13 protein-coding genes and 1 pseudogene are annotated in these 19,692 nt (G+C 46.1%); 9 read left to right on the plus strand and 5 right to left on the minus strand.

Translation table 11 applies throughout. From position 1 onward, the window contains the following. The first annotated feature begins 125 nt into the window (after positions 1 to 125). The 5 genes from ilvD to FTV29_RS13340 all read left to right on the plus strand — a co-directional run bounded on the left by ilvD (position 126) and on the right by FTV29_RS13340 (position 5,541). Complete coding sequence (gene ilvD / locus FTV29_RS13320) at positions 126 to 1,811, plus strand: dihydroxy-acid dehydratase (protein WP_004280835.1); 1,686 nt, start codon at positions 126 to 128, stop codon at positions 1,809 to 1,811. A gap of 177 nt (positions 1,812 to 1,988) precedes the next feature. Further along, entirely contained in the window at positions 1,989 to 3,284 is a 1,296-nt protein-coding gene (locus FTV29_RS13325) for an RNA-guided endonuclease TnpB family protein (protein ID WP_180075607.1), read from the plus strand. 178 nt (positions 3,285 to 3,462) lie between these two features. After that, the gene (locus tag FTV29_RS13330; protein WP_180075618.1) at positions 3,463 to 4,785 is read left to right on the plus strand and encodes a hypothetical protein; all 1,323 of its coding nucleotides are present in this window, start codon (positions 3,463 to 3,465) and stop codon (positions 4,783 to 4,785) included. After that, the gene (locus tag FTV29_RS13335; protein WP_004647685.1) at positions 4,766 to 5,053 is read left to right on the plus strand and encodes a chorismate mutase; all 288 of its coding nucleotides are present in this window, start codon (positions 4,766 to 4,768) and stop codon (positions 5,051 to 5,053) included. The genes FTV29_RS13330 and FTV29_RS13335 overlap by 20 nt, the downstream gene beginning before the upstream one ends. A 308-nt stretch (positions 5,054 to 5,361) precedes the next feature. Continuing rightward, a complete protein-coding gene (locus FTV29_RS13340) occupies positions 5,362 to 5,541 on the plus strand; it encodes a hypothetical protein (protein WP_004280844.1) in 180 nt (59 codons plus the stop codon). A gap of 266 nt (positions 5,542 to 5,807) precedes the next feature. Here the strand turns inward: FTV29_RS13340 and FTV29_RS13345 are convergent, their stop codons facing one another. From FTV29_RS13345 to FTV29_RS13355, 3 genes are all read right to left on the minus strand, one after another. Continuing rightward, entirely contained in the window at positions 5,808 to 7,103 is a 1,296-nt protein-coding gene (locus FTV29_RS13345) for a solute carrier family 23 protein (RefSeq protein WP_148334914.1), read from the minus strand. 306 nt (positions 7,104 to 7,409) lie between these two features. Further along, on the minus strand, positions 7,410 to 10,094 hold the full coding sequence (gene ppc, locus FTV29_RS13350) for a phosphoenolpyruvate carboxylase (protein ID WP_180075608.1): 2,685 nt from the start codon (positions 10,092 to 10,094) through the stop codon (positions 7,410 to 7,412). A gap of 150 nt (positions 10,095 to 10,244) precedes the next feature. Then, complete coding sequence (locus tag FTV29_RS13355; RefSeq protein WP_100535506.1) at positions 10,245 to 10,868, minus strand: TetR/AcrR family transcriptional regulator; 624 nt, start codon at positions 10,866 to 10,868, stop codon at positions 10,245 to 10,247. 148 nt (positions 10,869 to 11,016) lie between these two features. On the opposite strand from FTV29_RS13355, the gene FTV29_RS13360 reads away from it, so the two are divergent. The 4 genes from FTV29_RS13360 to dnaJ all read left to right on the plus strand — a co-directional run bounded on the left by FTV29_RS13360 (position 11,017) and on the right by dnaJ (position 16,991). Beyond that, positions 11,017 to 12,120, plus strand: coding sequence for an efflux RND transporter periplasmic adaptor subunit (locus FTV29_RS13360; protein WP_180075609.1), 1,104 nt, complete (start codon positions 11,017 to 11,019; stop codon positions 12,118 to 12,120). Positions 12,121 to 12,122: 2 nt separating this feature from the next. After that, on the plus strand, positions 12,123 to 15,260 hold the full coding sequence (locus FTV29_RS13365; RefSeq protein ID WP_074383763.1) for an efflux RND transporter permease subunit: 3,138 nt from the start codon (positions 12,123 to 12,125) through the stop codon (positions 15,258 to 15,260). A 130-nt stretch (positions 15,261 to 15,390) separates the two neighbouring features. Further along, a complete protein-coding gene (locus FTV29_RS13370) occupies positions 15,391 to 15,768 on the plus strand; it encodes a hypothetical protein (RefSeq protein WP_004280853.1) in 378 nt (125 codons plus the stop codon). A 104-nt stretch (positions 15,769 to 15,872) separates the two neighbouring features. Beyond that, positions 15,873 to 16,991, plus strand: a complete 1,119-nt coding sequence (dnaJ, locus tag FTV29_RS13375; protein WP_005094779.1) for a molecular chaperone DnaJ — start codon at positions 15,873 to 15,875, stop codon at positions 16,989 to 16,991. 153 nt (positions 16,992 to 17,144) lie between these two features. On the opposite strand, the gene FTV29_RS13380 is transcribed toward dnaJ, so the two are convergent. Together FTV29_RS13380 and FTV29_RS13385 are read right to left on the minus strand one after the other, a co-directional pair. Further along, positions 17,145 to 18,470, minus strand: a complete 1,326-nt coding sequence (locus FTV29_RS13380; protein ID WP_180075619.1) for an ISNCY family transposase — start codon at positions 18,468 to 18,470, stop codon at positions 17,145 to 17,147. A gap of 213 nt (positions 18,471 to 18,683) precedes the next feature. Further along, positions 18,684 to 19,624: pseudogene (locus FTV29_RS13385) on the minus strand (IS5 family transposase). Positions 19,625 to 19,692 lie beyond the last annotated feature (68 nt).

Consider the following 19,692-nt stretch of genomic DNA (forward strand, 5'->3'; position numbering starts at 1 on the left):
AGCTGATGCTTTTAGAATCCCCCACTTGAATAAAGTGAAAGTGGTGGGAGTATGTCAAACAATGATCTTAAAATAAATTGTCCAAGACCGACGCTTAAAATCGGTCATCGCCCAGGAAGAGAATAATGAGTAAAGATAATATCCGCGAGCATTCTGCCCCCGTTTATGAAGGTATTGAAAATGCACCGGCGCGTTCCATGATGCGTGCCACCGGTTTTCAGGATGCCGATTTTAACCGGCCATTTATCGGCATTGCTTCGACCTGGGCCAATGTCACGCCTTGTAATATGCATATTGATGGTCTGGCCAGAACCGTAGAGCAGGGCGTGAGTGCGGCGGGTGGCAAGGGCATTATCTTTAATACCATTACCATTTCAGATGGCATTTCCAATGGCACCGAAGGCATGAAATATTCCCTGCTGTCACGGGAAGTGATCGCAGATTCGATTGAAACCGTGGTCGGCTGTCAGGCTTATGATGGTGTGATTGCCATTGGTGGCTGTGACAAAAATATGCCCGGCTGCATCATGGGATTGGCGCGCCTCAACCGTCCGGGGCTGTTTATTTATGGCGGAACCATCAAACCGGGTGAAGGTCATACCGACATGATTTCAGTGTTTGAAGCGGTGGGTCAATATGCCAAAGGTGAAATCAACGCGATTCAGGTCAAGCATATTGAAGAGGTTTCCTTGCCAGGTCCGGGTTCGTGTGGCGGTATGTACACGGCCAACTCGATGGCCTCTGCGATTGAAGCTTTAGGTATGAGCCTGCCGGGCTCTTCGGCACAGGAAGCGGTATCGGAAGACAAGCAAATTGACTGTGCCCGGGCCGGTGAAGCGGTGATGAACCTGTTGCGACTGGATATTAAGCCGCGCGACATCATGACCAAAGCCGCCTTTGAAAACTCGATTAAAGTCTTGATTGCGCTGGGTGGTTCGACCAATGGTGTACTGCATCTTTTAGCCATGGCACATACAGCAGGAGTGGAATTGAGTCTGGATGATTTCGTGCGGATTGGTAAAGATATTCCGGTGGTGGCCGACGTGCGTCCATCAGGTAAATATCTGATGTCAGAACTGATTGCGATTGGTGGAATTCAACCACTGATGAAGCGCATGCTGGATGCCGGCATGCTGGATGGCTCATGTCTGACGGTCACAGGTAAGACGCTGGCAGAAAATCTGGCCGATGTGCAGGACTATCCGGAAGGCCAGCAGATTATTCTGCCTTTTGATGCGCCAGTGAAAAAAGACTCACATCTGGTGATTCTAAAAGGCAATCTGTCACCGAAGGGCGCGGTCGCCAAAATTACCGGTAAGGAAGGACTGCATTTTGCTGGCCCGGCTCGCGTGTTTGAAGGTGAGCAGGGTGCCATGCGCGGTATTCTGGATGGCGAAGTCCAGCCGGGTGAAGTGGTGGTGATTCGTGGCGTTGGTCCCAAAGGTGGCCCGGGAATGCCAGAAATGCTGAAACCGACCTCTGCGATTATCGGGAAGGGCTTAGGCGCTTCAGTTGCCCTGATTACCGATGGACGCTTCTCGGGTGGCAGTCACGGTTTTGTGATTGGTCATGTCACCCCCGAAGCTTATGATGGCGGCCCGATTGGTCTGGTACAAAATGGCGACCAGATTTCAATTAATGCGGAAACCCGGGAAATGACCTGGCATGTGGATGAGCCGGAGATTGCAGCACGTCAAGCAGCTTGGATCAAACCAAAACCGAACTATACCCATGGAGCACTGGCCAAATTCGCCAAACTGACCTCAGGTGCAGAAACCGGGGCGGTCACTGACTTGAATCTTGACCTCTAATCCATTGTTAAACATTGAACATTTGTTTATCTTAATCGGGCGTAAGACCCTCACCGACAGTCAGGTGGGGGATACAAGCGAGTGGCGATAGCCATATTAAAGATAATGTTTTCTTGGTTTTATTGCTTATTTTTGCTATAATTCAAACACTACAATTCTTTTATAAACAATGATTTAATGAAGATTTTACAACACTACAAGTTTAGGCTTCTGCCTAACCAAGAACAGGAAATATTGCTTAATCAAGCAATAGGTTCTGCTCGTTTTGTGTGGAATCAAATTCTCGCTAAATCATTTGAAATGTTTGCTAAAGATGAATATATTCGTTACGAAAGCATTGAAAAAAAATTAGTACCCCTTAAAAAAACACCTGAATTTTCTTTTCTTGGTCAAACATATTCAGCTTGCTTACAGCAAAAAATACGTGATCTTGCTCAAGCATGGGGTAAGTTTTACAACAAAAAAGAACAAGCTCGTTTAAAGCAAAACAAGCGGAAACCACGTAAACCCAATTTTTTTAAATTGGCTGATGGTGGTGAGATTGAGCTTAGACCACTCATGCCAAGATTCAAGAAGAAATTAGATGGTAAGCAATCTTTTAGACTTCCATTTGCAAATTGTGAGGTTATTGGTGATCGAGTTTCTTTGCCTAAAAAAACAGGTTGGATAAGATTTAAAAAATCACAAGAAATTGTTGGTAAAATTACAAGTATTACAATTAAGAAAATTTGTGGGCTTTGGTATGTTTCATTTTGTACTAACCGTGAAATCGAACAACCAATTCATCCATCAAAATCTACAATTGGTGTTGATCTTGGCATTAAGAAATTAATTACAATATCAACAGGTCAGGTATTTGACCCAATCAATAGTTTTAAAGCCAATCAAGTAAAGTTGGCTAGGCTTCAACGCAAGTTGAGAAAGAAAACCGAATTTAGTCAAAATTGGAAAAAACTTAATTTAAGGATCAATAAATTACATCATCATATTGCCAATATTCGGCATGACTACTTGCACAAAGTCACGACAACTCTCAGCAAAAACCACGCAATGATCGTAGTTGAGGACTTAAAAGTAGCCAATATGTCGAAGTCAGCCAAAGGCTCAATCGAAGAAAAAGGAAAGAATGTTAAAGCTAAATCAGGCTTAAACAAATCAATCCTAGATCAAGGTTGGTCAATGCTTGTCAATATGTTGGAGTATAAGCAACAATGGCGAGGTGGTTTACTCGTTAAGATTGACCCTAGATATACAAGTCAGACTTGTAGTTCATGCGGTCATGTTGCAAAAGAAAATAGACCTACTCAGGCTAAGTTTGAGTGTGTTAGTTGTGGTTTTAGCGAGAATGCAGATATTAACGCTTCTCGTAACATTTTAGCGGTGGGACATACCGTTTTGTCTGTCGAGGGAAGATGCGGTAAAGATCGCCCTGTGAAGCAGAAAGCAAGTGAAATCCGTGAGGAAGTCACCTAAGAGCTTTTGCTTTTAGAATCCCCCACTTGAGCTAGTCGAAAGTGGGGGGAGTATGTCAAGACTTGATATAAGTTTTTACACCATGCAGGGCTTTTGCTCTGCGATCTTAAAAATAGATTATTCTGTACAGATTCAATTTTTTGAACTGCACACCGTCATCTTTGTCGAGGCCGAACTCATGTCCCTGTTACGCCGTTGGTTTGATCCAATCCGATCGAGTTGGTTTTACCAGAAACCAATCCGTCAAACGGTGTTATCTATTCAAGATGGGCTGAGTATCCATTTAAGACTGGATGATGTGTACAGCTATCTGGCGGTACAGCAGCTGCCCCAGCTCGAAGAAATTTTAAGTCCGCAGCTCAAGCCGCTGAAAGTAATTATTTCTAGTTCGCATGCAGCCCCCCCAAATCAGATGTCTTTTGATGAATGGCAGCACTACACGATTAATGATGCGAAAATCTTGTCGAAACAGCATCGTTTCAGTTTTCATGATACCCCGGAATTACCGACCGCTGAGGCCTTAAAACAGGCCGAACTGATTTTGCGGCATACACCGCTGCGTGGACAGGATTTCCTGTATTTGCTGGAAGATGTCTTCCATATGCTGTGGCAAAAACAGACCGGAAAATTACGAACCCTTTATGCCATGGCCAGTCGTCATCATCAGCCACAGAACTTTCCCGAACGTATTTTTGATCAGACTCCGATTTTGGCTAGCTATTTTAATTTAGGCGGACGCCAGTATCAGGCAGTCGATGACCTGTTACGTCTGACCCGGCGTCTGGAGCAGCAAAAACTGCTGACCGGTAATCCGATTTTTATGATCGATCACATTGAATGGCGTGAGCATCTGATCAGTGATGCTGAAGAGCTGAACGAGATCCAGTCGATGGATCCGGAATTGGACTTGTATCTCGCGCTGGAAGATCCGATTTCCTGGCTGCTCCTAGCTTACATCAAGGAAGAACTGGCGGATTATTATAATATCCAGCTGAATGTCTATCCCTTGTCCTATCGTGGCCGGGATGAGTTTGACTGGAGTCTGGCCACACGTTTATCCAAACGGACGGACGTAGAATTTACCCCGTTTTGCCGACCGACCGAGCAGGCGATCGCGCCAATGGCACAGTTATTTTATAGCTGTCCCGAGGAGCAGCGGATTGAGGCGATGTACCAGATCTTGCAGGCCGTCTGGACCCGTGGTGAAGACCTGTCTTATGCACCCCATTTCAAACTTTTGCAGCAACAGTTAAATATTGTAGATCTGACCCAGGACGATATTCTGGTGAAGCTGCAGGACAATGATATGCTCTGTGAAATGAAGTCGCAGCCGAACTTTCCGGTACTGGAACTGCGGATAGATGATCAAAGTTATACATTTAATAGCTTATATCGGGTCTGGATGATTGAAAGTATTTTCAGTAATGTGTTAGAAGAAAAGTATAAGAGTAATAATCAAACTGAAAGTGAACTGAAAAAACATGGAAAAGATCAAAGCTGAATCACTAGAACATGCACGTCAACAGATCGATGCCATTGATACAGCTTTAGTTGAGCTGATCGCTGCGCGTCAATTTTATGTTGATCAAACCACCCGTTTCAAAAAAACTGAAACCGATTTGCAGTCACCAGAACGTATGGAACAGATTGTAGAAAATGTTAGGGCATTGGCGCAAAAGCAGGGCCTCGATCAGGAGTTTATTGAACATCTATACCGTGAAATGTTCCAATACTTTATTCAACGTGAACTGAAAGAGTTTCGTCCTTAAACGGGCTCATTTCAGTTCAACTACGCCGGACGATCTTCAAGCTATGCAGGAGATCTTGCTGTAGCCATGGCGATTTTTAAGCACAACATCGCCTTTTTGCAAAAATAATTTATCCATAAAAAGCCCATTCAGCCAAGTGCCTAAAGCCTTGCCTGGACGTGCTTTGCACGGTTTTATAGAAATTATGGTAAAAAAAAGAAATTGATTTTATTAAATATTTTTACAATGTAAGTTTGATTTAATTTAAAAAGTATATATATTGTATATACATCTTTTGCAAAGTAGTCTTTATTTTGGAGAGATAAGCAATGAGCGAGCAAATCAAAAAAATAAAGACAGGCAAGAAAGATGGACAACTTTTAATTCGTATTCAGAGTACGGAGCGTGATGAATTTATTCGTCTCTGCGAAGAACTGGATACTAGTGCTGCTCGTGAATTAAGAAAATTTATTCGTGGTTTTGTGAAACAACACAAGCCTAACGAATAGCCTTACTAGGGAGTAATACCATGGCTAAGCAAGTTAAATCTTTAAAGCAAGAAATCAAAGCACGTTTGAAAAAGATTTCAAAACATAAAGGCAAATTGAAGCAACTGAAGCAAGCGCTTAAAAAACAGAAATAAGCCAACGTGAATCAATTGCCAGTCACTTAAAACAGTTCATTCTAGACAGACTGTTTTAGGCTACAAAAAAGACCGAACATATATGTTCGGTCTTTTTGCTTGCAACAGGCTGTGCCCAGTCATCGCTGAATTTTATTTTTTATCGACCAGACTGAAGAACCAGTTTAAGAACAGGGCTGCAAACGTTGCCGTACCAATACCACCCAGATTGAAGCTACCAAAAGTCAGGGCAAAATCACCCGTACCTAAAATAATGGTCACCGCAGCCACCATCAGGTTCTTGTTCTGCGAAAAATCGACCTTGTTCTCAATCCAGATTTTGGCACCAGCAATAGTAATCAAACCAAAGACTATAATCGAAGCACCGGTCAGAATCGCCGTTGGAATAGTATGAATCACCGCACCAAACTTAGGCGATAAACCCAGGAACACAGCAAAGACACCCGCGACTGCAAAGATGATGGTCGAGTAAACCCGTGTCACGGCCATTACACCAATGTTTTCACCATAGGTGGTCATACCCGGCGCACCCACACCACCGGCTAAAGTGGTTGCAATACCATCTGCTACAAAGGCTTTACCAATATGCGGATCTAGGTTTTCACCGGTCATCGCGCCTACGGCTTTAATATGGCCCAGATTTTCAGCCACCAGAATCAAGGCAATTGGCGCAATGATCAACATCGCATTCAATTCAAAGGTCGGTGCATGGAAAGTCGGTAACCCAAACCAGGCCGCTTGCTGAATGGGAAGGAAGTTGATTGCAGTACCATAACCCATGATATTGCTGAGCATGAAATAGATCAGATAGGCCAGTAACAGACCGACCAATAATAGCAGGCGTTGCAGCAGGCCTTTGGTAAAGACGGCAATCGAGCCCATGCACATCACGGTAACGAGAGACATCCACATATTAAAGGTGTTGCCCATGACGCTTTTAACCGTGACTGGAGCAAGGTTCAGGCCAATGATCATCACCACGGCACCGGTCACTACCGGTGGCATCAGCTTTTCGATCCAGCGGGTGCCCGTCGCCATGACCAGAAAGCCCATCAGCGCATAGAAGATGCCACATGCGATAATCCCGCCTGCTGCAACGCCAATATTCGGATTCAGTCCGCCACCACCCGCATAACCAGTTGCTGCGATGACCACACCAATAAAGGCAAAGCTTGAACCTAGATAACTTGGAACCCGGCCACCGGTGATTAAAAAGAACAGAATAGTACAGATCCCTGACATTAAAATCGCCAGGTTAGGATCAAAGCCCATTAAAAAAGGTGCCAGTACAGTCGCGCCAAACATGGCAAAGGCATGCTGTACACCCAAAACTACCGTTTGTGCGGGTGGCAAATACTCTGCGGTACCTACTGGTCGTGCATCGATACTGCCCTCATAAGGGCGCCATTTGGGAAACCAACTGGACATAAAATGAGCACTCAAAAGATAAATTGTGCACATCATACTCCGGTTTTTTGGAAGTTTTAATCACTCCTTTCAACTTTTTGTTCAAGTTAATTCATTGACTTTTATTTATTTTTTATCAATTGGTAAATATTTTTAATATAAAAGTAGCGTTAAATCAGTGGATTAATCATATAGCTATGCTTAAAATTCACTCATAAAGATTTGTTATTTTAGTTATAAAAAATACGATGCAGTGAGTGGTTTTGGCCAATTCATGTACAAAAAAAGCACATCACCAGGATGTGCTTTGAATGCGAGGGCGAAAAATCAGCCGGTATTACGTAAACCGGCTGCAATGCCGGCAATGCTGACCATTAAGGCATGATCGACCGGGGTATTTTCAGCTTGCTGCTGTTGCAGATAGAGACGGCGACGTTTCATCAGCTCAGCTTGCAGCAAATGTAGTGGCAACAAATACGGTTTACGGACTTTCATGGATTGATCCAGGACGCCGTTGCTGCTGAGCAATTTGGATTCACCCTTTAACGTCAGTAAGGTCTGTACAGCATCTTGCAAACGCTGGCGCAGCTCTGTGCCGAGTACTTTGAGATCTTCATCTTGGGTCAGATGTGATTCATAGTACAAGGCCACATGTGCATCGGCTTTGGATAGCACCATTTCCAGCATATCAATCAGGGTCTGAAAATATGGCCACTCTGCCAGCATCTCATCGAGTACCGCCCGTTGCCCCTGATCCAGTACTTTATTCAGCGCGGCACCGGTACCCAGCCAGGCAGGTAACATCAGACGAATCTGGGTCCAGGCAAATACCCACGGAATCGCACGCAAGGACTCAATCCCGCCACTGACTTTACGTTTCGCCGGCCGTGACCCCAGCGGCAGCATTTGCAGTTCAAGTTCAGGAGTGACAGTGCGCAGGTATTTGACAAAATGCGGGTTTTCCCGCACGGTCTGGCGATAGACCTGAACCGAGAGTTCGGTCATTTGATGCATCAAGTCGCGCCATTCCTGTTTTGGCTCGGGTGGCGGGAGCAAGGTTGCTTCTAAGGTCGCAGCGGTATAAATTTCCAGATTTTGCAGGGCAATTTCTTCCAGTCCGAATTTAAAGCGGATCATTTCACCCTGTTCAGTCACCCTAATCGTGCCTGAAATCGACCCCGGTGGCTGTGAGAACAAGGCTTGCTGGGTTGGTGCACCGCCACGGCTGATCGAACCGCCACGGCCATGGAACAGGGTCAGCTGAACGCCATGTTGCTGGGCAATCGTCGTCAGTTCTTCCTGGGCACGGTACTGCGCCCAGTTGGCCGACATAAAACCGGCGTCCTTGGCTGAATCCGAATAGCCAATCATCACTTCATGCTTGCCCTGAATATGCTGTTTATACCAATGCATATTGAACAGGGTTGACATGGTCTCGGCTGCACCGTCCAGATCTTTGAGGGTTTCAAACAGCGGTACCACTCGTAAGGCGTGCTTGATACCCGCTTCTTTTTGTAGAAGCAATACCGCCAGCACATCACTTGGATATTCCGCCATGGAAATAATATAGGCACCCAGAGACTCACTTGGCTGTTCTGCCAGGGTGCGCATGGTGGCAAAGACTTCCTGTACATCCGGGTGCTGAATCAGACTGCCGGCTGGTTCATTCAGATGTTTTGGGAGCAAGGGACGTTTGCTTTGCAATTCTTGCAGTAAAAAGTTTTGACGTGCCTGTTCGGTCCAGGTTTCAAAATTTCCCAGCCCTAAATATTCGGTAATCGCCGAGATTGCCTGACGATGACGTCCTGATTCCTGACGAATATCCAGTTTCAGTAACTCAATCCCAAAGCTGTTGACCCGGTAAATAAAGTCCAGCAGGCTACCATTGGCAATTTCGGCCAGATTGCAGTCCATTAAGGAGCGATAGCAGGTCAATAGTGGCTGTAATAGCTCATCTTTACTTTTAATAACTAAACTATCATCGGCATCATTGCCCTTTAATTTTTCTGCCAGCCAGTGTCGGGTCGCTTTCAGGCGGCTACGGGTGTCACGTAAATATTCACGGTAGGGTTCCGGATGATCCAGACCCAATGCCTCGGAGATTTCCGTACTACATTGCTGAATGGAGAGTTCCCAGCGCAGGTTCTCAATATCGCGTAAATACAGATCGGCAGCTTTCCAGCGTGACAGCCATAACACTTCTTGCGTCACATTATGGGTAACATTCGGGTTGCCATCGCGGTCACCGCCCATCCAGGAAGCAAAACGTACCGGTGCAATATCTAAGGGCAAGTTCTGGCCGCATTGTTGTTCGACCATGCCATTTAATTCCCGGATAAATTTCGGAACCGCATTCCACAAGGTCTGTTCAATGGTAGTAAAGCCCCATTTGGCTTCATCGATCGGGGTCGGGCGATGCTGACGGATTTCATCGGTTTGCCAGGCCGAGCTAATCAGCTGTTTCAGATCTGCCAACACCGCCTGACGTTCACGCGGCGTGAGTTTCTGCTGGTCGAATTTGGACAGGGCATTATTGATACCATCATATTTCTGGATCAGGGTGCGGCGGCTGACTTCTGTCGGATGCGCGGTCAGTACCAGTTCAATTTTTAATTCACAGATTTGCTGGTACAGCGTGTCGGCAGAAATCTCCTGCTGTTTAAATTTTTCAAATAACGGTACCAGAGGATTAGGGGATTCTGCCGTGTCATCGAATTCGCTTTGACGGCGACGACGCACCACATGATATTGTTCGGCAATATTGGCAAAGTTCAAAAAATGGGTAAAGGCACGGGTTAGAGGCAGGATTTCCGCATCTTCCAGGCTCAAAAATAATTGTTCTAGCTGTTTTTCTGCTTCGACCTGTCCATCACGTGCGCCTTTAGATAAAGCACGAATCTGCTCAATCTGATTAAACAAATCCTGCCCCGCATGTAATTTTAAGGTTTCCCCCAGCAAATTACCCAGTAAGCGTACGTCTTCGCGTAGTGGTGCATCAATTTGTTGAATCATTTTTATATTCCCTTAAATGCTTGCTTTGACTATACCGCGACTGTAGGACAATCCAAGTCCTTTACAGACAAAAGTTGCAGATATTTTGCGGTTTTTTTAGCAAATTTTAGCCAGTATCCTGTCGCCAGCACTCAAGCGATCAGAAGGAATTTAATCAGCAATGGCATATTTCAGCATAAACAATTCAATCGCCTGATTAATGATCTGCTGCTGTTCTGTACTGGAGGGCGGAGCTGTAAGTCCGAGCAGGATTTTTTGATGACGTGTTCCGGTCAATAGGGACACGATCAGTTCGGTCTGTTTCTCGGGTCGATCGACCTGAATAAACTGGTAGTGCTGCGCCAGCGCAAAGAAATCATGCCAGACCGCCTCCAGTTTGGCATGCGAGGCCTGATAAAACTGCTCTGCCAGCGGGCTTTGCTGCGAGGCCAGCTCCATGAGTAATAGGTCCAGTTTGATGGCTTCAGGCAGGCTAATAATATTCAAAGCGCGTAAACAGGCCCGATAAAATTCCTGAGCAAAGTCACTGCTTGGCTGCAAGACCTGCGGATGCTCATGCAGAATGGCTTCACAGGTATCTTCAATGGCACAGCTGAACAGCGTCGCTTTGTCCTGGAAATGGTTATACACCGTCAGTTTGCTCACCCCGGCTTCACGGGCAATCTGGTTCATGCTGGAGGCATGATAACCATGCGCTAAAAATAGCGCTTTGGCCGCGCTCAGGATGCGTTGGCGTTTCTCCAGATCTTTCGGTCGTCCTACAGGTATTTGCACAATTTCTTCCAAAAAAAGTCAACTTGGTCATTGCTTTGAGGGTTCTGTTGTAATTAGTGTACCGGGTGGTATATTAATTAAAAAATAAGCAATTCAATATATCAGCATAGTTTGCCCGAAAAAAGATGATCAGATAAGAGCGAATAAGATGAGCAGGATTTACAGCGTGTTGGCTGGCATGATGATGCTTTGCAGTGTGACCTTAAATGGATGCAGTAAAGATACAATCGCCGCAGAACAGGAAATTCCCTTTGTCATGGTGACCACACCGAGCACTTCACAGCATGAACTGAAAAGTTATGCCGGCGATGTGCAGGCGCGTCAGCAAACAGCACTGGCCTTTCGGGTAGCGGGACAGGTGACCCAGCGCTTCGTTGATGTCGGGGACCAAGTCAAAGTCGGACAGGTGCTGGCCACACTGGATGTAAAAGATGCCCAGTTGCAGCTGAATGCGGCACGTGCCCAGCTGGAAAACGCGCAGTCTGCCAGTAAAATTGCTCAGGATGAACTACAGCGTTTCAAGCAGCTGTTACCGGTCAATGCCGTGAGTCGCTCGCAATATGATGCCATCGATAATCAATATAAAGCTGCACAGTCGAGTCTGAAACAGGCGCAATCCAATTATGATACTGCCAAAAACCAGACCACTTATAATCAGCTGATTGCCACTAAAAATGGCGTGATCACGGCACGAAATATCGAAACGGGTCAGGTGGTCGCAGCCGGGCAAGCGGCATATGAGTTAGCCATTTCCGGTGAGCGTGAAGTGGTGATTGGCGTGCCGGAACAGGCCATTTCAGAGGTCAAGGTCGGACAGCCTGCCACGGTGACTTTATGGTCCAAACCTGAAGAAAAATTTAGTGCCTTTGTCCGTGAAATATCACCAGCCGCAGACCAGTCCCGTACCTTCCGGGTCAAAGTCTCACTGCGCGAAGGCAATGCTCAGATCCAGCTCGGACAAAGTGCCCGGGTGTTTTTTCAGCACAGCCGGGACAATAGGCTCAGTGTACCGCTGTCCAGTGTCTCAGCCACAGATCAACAAGCCTATGTGATGCTGGTCAAGCCGGATCATACTGTACACAAAGTCCCGGTGACTTTAGGGGCTTATGGTCGCGATAGCGTACCGGTACTCAGTGGCCTGAAAGCGGAAGATTATGTGGTGATTGGCGGCGTACATTTGCTGCGTGACCAGCAAAAAATCAATCCGATTAATCGTGAAAACCGTCCTGTGACCGTTCAGTCAGGGAGTTAAATATGAACTTTAACCTGTCGGAATGGGCTTTAAAGAATAAGGGACTAGTACTGTATTTTATGATCCTGCTCGGGCTGATTGGCATCGTGTCCTATTCCCAGCTGTCGCAAAGTGAAGATCCGCCGTTTACCTTTAAAGTGATGGTGATCCAGACCTACTGGCCGGGTGCCAGTGCCAAAGAAGTGTCCTTACAGGTCACGGATCGGATTGAAAAGGAACTGATGACCACGGGGCAATATGACCGCATCATGGCCTATTCGCGTCCGGGGGAATCCATGGTGACCTTTATTGCCAAGGATTCTCTGGCTTCGAAAGATGTGGCCGATGTCTGGTATAACGTGCGCAAGAAAGTCAGCGATATCCGGCATGAATTGCCGCAAGGAGTACAAGGCCCATTCTTTAATGATGAATTCGGCGATACCTTTGGCAATATCTATGTGCTCAAAGGCAAAGACTTCGATTATGCGACCCTCAAGGAATACGCCGACCGTTTGCAGTTACAACTGCAACGGGTCAAAGATGTCGCCAAAGTCGATTTAATCGGCCTGCAAGACCAGAAAATCTGGATTGAGATTTCCAACACCAAAGCCATCCAGCTCGGAGTTCCAGTCAGCGCCATTCAGCAGGCTTTGCAGCAGCAAAATGCCATGACCCATGCCGGTTTTTTTGAAACCGGTTCAGACCGGATTCAGGTTCGGGTCAGCGGTGCCTTAAACAGTATTGAAGAATTACAGCAACTGCCACTTTTGATAAATGGCAAAACCATTCAGCTGGGAGATGTCGCTGAGATCTATCGAGGCTTTAGTGATCCGGCCCAACCCCGGATGCGTTTTATGGCTGAAAATGGCATTGGTATTGCCGTGTCCATGCGCAAAGGCGGCGATATTCTGGCACTGGGCAAACATCTGGAACAGGAATTTGCCCGTCTGCAAAAAACCTTGCCCCTCGGCATGGAGCTGCAAAAAGTCTCCGATCAGCCAGTGGCAGTCAAACGCAGTATCAATGAATTTATGAAAGTGCTGGCAGAAGCAGTAATTATTGTGCTGCTGGTCAGTTTCTTCTCGCTGGGTTTTCGTACCGGACTGGTGGTGGCCTTTTCGATTCCGCTAGTATTGGCCATGACCTTTGCCGGCATGCATTTATTTGATGTCGGCCTGCATAAAATTTCCTTGGGTGCCCTGATTCTGGCACTCGGTCTTCTGGTCGATGATGCGATTATTGCCATTGAAATGATGGCGATTAAAATGGAGCAGGGCTATAGCCGGCTTGAGGCGGCAGGCTTTACCTGGAAAACCACCGCCTTTCCAATGCTGACCGGCACCCTGATTACCGCCGCCGGATTTTTACCGATTGCCACAGCAGCATCGAGTACCGGTGAATATACCCGTTCTATTTTTCAGGTGGTCACGATTGCACTGCTGATGTCCTGGATTGCCGCGGTGTTATTTGTGCCTTATCTGGGCGATAAACTGCTGCCCAATTTCAACAAAGACTTGATACAAAAAGCGCCGTGGTATCAGCGCCTTTGGGCGCGTTTGCGCAAGCAGCCCGAACCCCAGCCGGTCGTGCATCATGCCGGCGAACAGCATGACCCTTATCAAACCCGGTTTTATCAAGGTTTTCGCCGTTGGGTAAATACCTGTGTGACCTATCGTAAGACCGTGATTACAGCAACGGTAGGAATTTTTATTCTCTCCATTTTAATGTTTAAGCTGGTGCCACAGCAATTTTTCCCGCCCTCGAATCGGGCTGAAATTTTGGTGGATCTCAAACTTGAAGAAGGCGCCTCTCTGAAAGCCACCGAAGCTGCGGTGAAAAAAGTTGAAGCCTTTTTGTCGAAACAGCAGGGCATTGATAACTATGTGGCCTATGTCGGAATTGGTTCTCCGCGTTTCTATTTACCGCTGGATCAGCAGCTGCCGCAAACCAGTTTTGCCCAGTTTGTGGTGCTGGCATCCTCTTTGGAAGATCGTAACGAAATCCGTCAATCCTTGAGTGACCAGATTCGGCTGTTATTACCGGAAGTCCGTACCCGGGTGTCCCTGCTGGAAAATGGCCCTCCAGTCGGTTATCCATTGCAGTTCCGGGTCTCTGGTGAAGATCTGGGACTGGTTCGTGAATGGGCGCAGAAAGTCGCCGCAACCGTGGGCGATAATCCGAATACCACCAATGTACATCTGGACTGGGGTGAGCCGAGCAAAGTCATCAAACTGGAGATCGATCAGGATCGTGCCCGTCAGTTGGGCGTGACTAGCAGTGAGCTGGCCAATGTGCTGAACAGCTCGATTTTGGGGGCCGGCATTGATCAGTATCGGGAAAAGCGTGAACTGATTGAAATCCGTTTACGTGGTGCGCAGGCTGAACGCGTTGATGTCGCTTCTTTAAGCAGTCTGGCGATACCGACGTCACGTGGTACTTCGGTACCGTTGGCACAGCTTGCCAACATTGAATATAGCTTTGAAGAAGGCTTGATCTGGCATCGGAATCGTTTACCGACCATCACAGTGCGTGCCGATATTCGCACGGCCTTACAGCCGGCCACTGTGGTGAATGAATTACACGATTCACTGCACCAACTTCGAGCTGAGTTGCCGAATGGCTATCTGCTGGAAGTCGGCGGCACGGTCGAAGAATCCGCGCGTGGACAGAACTCGGTCAATGCTGGCATGCCTTTATTCCTGGCGGTAGTGATGACCCTGTTAATGATTCAGCTCAAGAGCATCTCACGGGCCTTTATTGTATTCCTGACCGCACCTTTAGGCATTATCGGGGTGGTGTTATTCCTATTACTTTTCAATAAACCTTTCGGTTTTGTGGCCATGCTCGGGACGATTGCGCTTTCTGGAATGATCATGCGAAATTCCCTGATTCTGATTGACCAGATCGAGCAGGATATTCAGGCCGGAGAATCCCCATGGGATGCCATTATCAATGCCACAGTCCGCCGTTGTCGCCCGATTGTCTTGACCGCATTGGCCGCAGTTTTAGCCATGATTCCCTTGTCTCGCAGTATTTTTTTCGGGCCGATGGCAGTGGCCATTATGGGCGGTTTAATTGTGGCAACACTTCTGACCCTGTTTTTCCTGCCTGCCTTATATGCACAATGGTTTAAAGTGAAAAAAAGTTTAAATTCTGTTTAAAATTGTCATAATTTCAGGTGCGAAATATTGAAATTTTCAATATAGTAGCAGCTGAGATTTTTATAATTTAAAAAAATAAGTAACTACTGCATTGGCCGAACTGCCAATCCGGTAATGAGGTTAAACCAACATGACTCAAACTACATTAACCAAGATGCGACGTTCCGTAGCGATGGCTTATGTCTTCATGTTTTTGGCCTTATTTACGCTATTTAGTGGACTTTTTGCCTACTGGTTGGCCCGTAAAGTGACACAAGTCGATTATGCCGAAGTCTGGTTACAGGCGCAGGCCTTGTGGATCATGCGAAATATCGTGATTTATACCATTTTGGCGCTCTTTGCTGCGCTGTGGTTTATTCCGCTGTTTTTCTTTGCCTGGGACAGCCAGTTATGGGTCAAAGCCTGTGTCGTGACCGGGGTGATTTTCAGCTTTATTGCCTTTATTTTCCTGCTCAATGCCTGGTTTAAAGGCCTGCATAAATTCTCTCAAAATAAAGCTGTGTTCTAAAGCATATAATTTTTTTCATATTTCCCCTTGTAAAATCAGGTTTGACCCCAATTTCAGACCTCAGTTGAATATTAAACAAAATTCCGTGAGGAGCATCGCCAGACATGGCTAAACGTGATTATTATGAGGTTTTGGGCGTCGCTAAAACCGCTAGTGATGATGAAATCAAAAAAGCCTACCGTAAGTTGGCGATGAAATATCATCCAGACCGTAACCCGGACAATGCTGAAGCTGAAGATAAATTTAAAGAAGCAGCAGAAGCCTATGAAGTGCTGTCTGATGGTGAAAAGCGCAGCATGTACGACCGTATGGGCCATCAGGCCTTTGAAGGGGGTATGGGCGGCGGTGGCGGCTTCGGTGGTGGTTTCAGCGCAGAAGACATTTTCAGCCAGTTCGGTGATATTTTCGGTGGTGCTTTTGGTGGCGGCGGTGGTCGTGGCCAGCAACGTGCACGCCGTGGTTCGGACTTACGCTATGTGATGGAATTGACCCTGGAAGAAGCGGTCAAAGGCGTCAAGAAAACCATTACTTTTACTGCACCGGCACCATGTGATGCCTGTGATGGTAAAGGCTCAAAAAATCCAAATGATGTAGAAACCTGCCGTACCTGCCATGGTGCCGGTCAAGTGCGTATGCAGCAAGGTTTCTTCTCGGTGCAGCAAACTTGTAGTACCTGTCGCGGTCAGGGCAAGATCATCAAGAACCCATGTAATAAATGTCATGGTTCAGGTGTGTCGGATCGTCAGCAAACGCTGGAAGTTACTATTCCTGCGGGTGTGGATAATGGCGACCGCGTACGCTTGACCGGTAAAGGTGAAGCGATTCGTGATGGTCAGTCAGGTGATTTGTACGTCGAAGTGGTGGTGCGTGAGCACGAAATCTTCCAGCGTGATGGTGCTGACCTGTATATGGATGTGCCGGTTTCAATCGCCGATGCAGCGTTAGGTAAGGAGGTTCAGATTCCGACTCTAGACGGTCGAGTAAGCCTGAAAATTCCTGAAGGGACGCAAACGGGTAAACTGTTCCGCTTACGTGGCAAAGGTGTTAAACCGGTACGTACCAGCATGCAAGGTGATTTGCTGTGCCGTATTGTAGTGGAAACACCAGTTAATTTAAGTGCACGTCAACGTGAACTGTTGAAAGAGCTGCAAGAAACTATGGATGGTGAAGACAGTAAATCATCACCAAAGAAAAAATCATTCTTTGATCGTTTGTTTGATTGATCGAATGAAAATAAAGAAGGACGCTGCGGCGTCCTTTTTTGTGCTTTAAATTTATACTATGATAGAAATAGAATTAGGTACTTGAAATGGGTTCTAACAATGGGTGTTATTCCCAAGTAGAAATGTCCTACCTAATAACCAAATAGAAATGTCCTATATGGACATTTCCAAGTCAAGCACAGGATTCAGATTTCGTTCTTTGATTACTGTTTTCTGTGCACGTCTGCTTGGCATCTTTTGAGAACGATTGCGTTTGTTTTGTTGTTCCAGTTCTTCATGCTGTTGTTGGATATGATTCAGAACAGCACCCAACCGTTTATTCTCAACAATCTCTCGCTGGTTGAGCTGACTTAATTTATCGAAGATGCTGTAATTGATCTTCCGGCCTTCATGCATGATGGCTACAGTACCATCCGGGTATTCTAGAAACTCAAGATATTTACCAATCAGCCTCTGGTTTTCTTCTGTACTCTCCAGGAGATATACACATTTATCATAAGTAATGGTCAGGCTATTGGTGACTCTACGTGGCTCTCGCCAGGTAAAAATATCATCTAATTGCTCAGCTGTTTCGGTGGCAGAGCGGTGTAAGTTCTTAGGATTAAAGGCCATCTTTGCAAACTTGAGATTGAACTGCTCAATAAAGCAGGGTAACCACTTATTCGCATCTGCAATCGAACTGATACCTTCCAGGCGCATCTCCTTAATCAGACGGTCCTGAAGGGTTCTGTTGGCCCGTTCCACCCGTCCTTTGGCCTGAGGGGAGTTAGCGAAGATGATATCGATATTGAGGGTACTGAGTACGCGTCCAAACTGGGTAATCTTGCTGTCTTTCTTGCTGCTTTGATTCACCCTAAAGACTGAATGTTTGTCGCTGTAAAACGCTAAAGGCTTACCATGCTGTTCAACATACAAGCGTGTCGAAATCATATAGTCAAAGGCTGATTCTGATTCACAGAAGCGTAAATGCTGCAATTTGCCTGTGGCATCATCGATAAAGACTAGCAGACAGCATTTAGCGGCTCTTCCTTCAAACCAGTCATGGTGTGAGCCATCGATTTGTACCAGTTCACCATAACAATCTCGGTTATATCGAGGCTGATATGGGCGTTTCAGGCGCTTGGAGCGAGGAATCCATAAATCGGCTGCAATCATCCAGCAACGCAGGGTTTCCACTGAAAGATCGAATCCATGAACGGTAGTGAGCTTTTCATGCGCTAAAGTGGGTCCGAAACCATGGAGTTGATCCGAAACAATATTGAGGCACTTGAGTCTGAGTTCTTCAGGAAGTTTGCAGTTGCTGGTTTGGCCACGACCAGCATGGGCTAATGCAGCTGGGCCTTGAGCTTTGTATTTCTGCAGTAAGCGTCTGATCTGACGTTCTGAAATATGAAGTAGCTGAGCAGCCTGGGATTGAGTTATGCGTTGATCGCAGATTTCCTGCAAGACCGACAATCGTTTAAGTTCTTTATCCGACATAGACACCAACATATCAAACCGTCCGCTTCAATAATCGCAAAAGTGCATATTCTAAAAGCGGACATTTTTACTTTGGAGAAACCGGACATTTCTATTTTGGGCTTACAAATGGGATTTCGCATAAGAGATTTTATGTTAAATAATAATTAACTGCTTTAAAAGGCTTTGTTGCACAAAGATTTGAAATGCAAAGCGCCCCTAATTGAGCCAAATTTAAGGCGTAACTTGGGTAAGTGGTCGACCTAATTCCGTAAATCTGTTGAGGACTGCTACACGTGCATGAATCTCATTGACTTGGCTATCAAAGCTCCTTGCACTGAGTTTATCTCCTAATAATTTGATGCAATGTATCTTAGTTTCAACCAAACTTCGCCGATGATAGCCTGACCATTTTTTCCATAGTGTCCTGCCTAAACGTTTAACTGTTCGAAGTAATTCATTTCGCTCTAGCGAGCTGCTCTTTGTATCTTTCCCTGGTTTCGCATTTTTTCTAGGTGGAGTCACCGCATGCGCTTGCCGATCGGCAATGACCTGACGGCATTTCTTGGTGTCATAAGCTCCATCGGTATAAACAGAGTCAATCTGCTCATCTTGTGGAATCTGAGCAAGTAAATCACCAAGTACCTGTGAATCACTGACATTATTGGTTGTGAGCTGAATAGCGCGTATTTGTAGGGTTTTAGCATCTATACCAATATGAAGTTTACGCCATTGGCGACGATATTCAGGTCCATGTTTCTTGCGTTTCCATTCGCCCTCACCTAGAAACTTCATGCCTGTAGAGTCCATGAGTAGATGCAGCCCATCGCTACTTTTTTGGTAGCTGATTGCAATATCGATATGCTTTTGTCTTCTACAAAGCGTACTGTACGAATATCACTGATATTCGGAGCTGCTCATCCGCAAAGTTTAATCAGACTTTGCACAAAGCCAGTGACCATACGTAAAGACAGACGGAATAAGGATTTAATCATTAAGCAGCATTGGATGGCTGCGTCGGAGTAGGTTTGATTTCGCCCTTGTTTGCCTTTTGATGGAGCATACCATTGCGTAGTAGGATCAAACCAAATGGCAATATTTCCGCGACTCATGAGTGCTCGGTTATATGCGGGCCAATTGGTTGTGCGGTAGATTTTCTGTGTAGGCTTCTTCATTTGAAAATTATATCGCTGAAAAAGCCTTTACAGATAGGTTTGTGCAACAAAGCCGTCTCACACTATAA

This window comes from Acinetobacter sp. YH12254, assembly GCF_013417415.1.
In the GTDB taxonomy this organism is placed as follows: Bacteria; Pseudomonadota; Gammaproteobacteria; order Pseudomonadales; family Moraxellaceae; genus Acinetobacter; species Acinetobacter pseudolwoffii.

What these genes read in the sequence shown, in the direction of transcription:
- ilvD (WP_004280835.1), top strand. Translation starts at nt 126, where the DNA reads ATGAGTAAAGATAATATCCGCGAGCATTCTGCCCCCGTTTATGAAGGT.
- FTV29_RS13325 (WP_180075607.1), top strand. Translation starts at nt 1,989, where the DNA reads ATGAAGATTTTACAACACTACAAGTTTAGGCTTCTGCCTAACCAAGAA.
- FTV29_RS13330 (WP_180075618.1), top strand. Translation starts at nt 3,463, where the DNA reads ATGTCCCTGTTACGCCGTTGGTTTGATCCAATCCGATCGAGTTGGTTT.
- FTV29_RS13335 (WP_004647685.1), top strand. Translation starts at nt 4,766, where the DNA reads ATGGAAAAGATCAAAGCTGAATCACTAGAACATGCACGTCAACAGATC.
- FTV29_RS13340 (WP_004280844.1), top strand. Translation starts at nt 5,362, where the DNA reads ATGAGCGAGCAAATCAAAAAAATAAAGACAGGCAAGAAAGATGGACAA.
- FTV29_RS13345 (WP_148334914.1), bottom strand. Translation starts at nt 7,103, where the DNA reads ATGTCCAGTTGGTTTCCCAAATGGCGCCCTTATGAGGGCAGTATCGAT.
- ppc (WP_180075608.1), bottom strand. Translation starts at nt 10,094, where the DNA reads ATGATTCAACAAATTGATGCACCACTACGCGAAGACGTACGCTTACTG.
- FTV29_RS13360 (WP_180075609.1), top strand. Translation starts at nt 11,017, where the DNA reads ATGAGCAGGATTTACAGCGTGTTGGCTGGCATGATGATGCTTTGCAGT.
- FTV29_RS13365 (WP_074383763.1), top strand. Translation starts at nt 12,123, where the DNA reads ATGAACTTTAACCTGTCGGAATGGGCTTTAAAGAATAAGGGACTAGTA.
- FTV29_RS13370 (WP_004280853.1), top strand. Translation starts at nt 15,391, where the DNA reads ATGACTCAAACTACATTAACCAAGATGCGACGTTCCGTAGCGATGGCT.
- dnaJ (WP_005094779.1), top strand. Translation starts at nt 15,873, where the DNA reads ATGGCTAAACGTGATTATTATGAGGTTTTGGGCGTCGCTAAAACCGCT.
- FTV29_RS13380 (WP_180075619.1), bottom strand. Translation starts at nt 18,470, where the DNA reads ATGTCGGATAAAGAACTTAAACGATTGTCGGTCTTGCAGGAAATCTGC.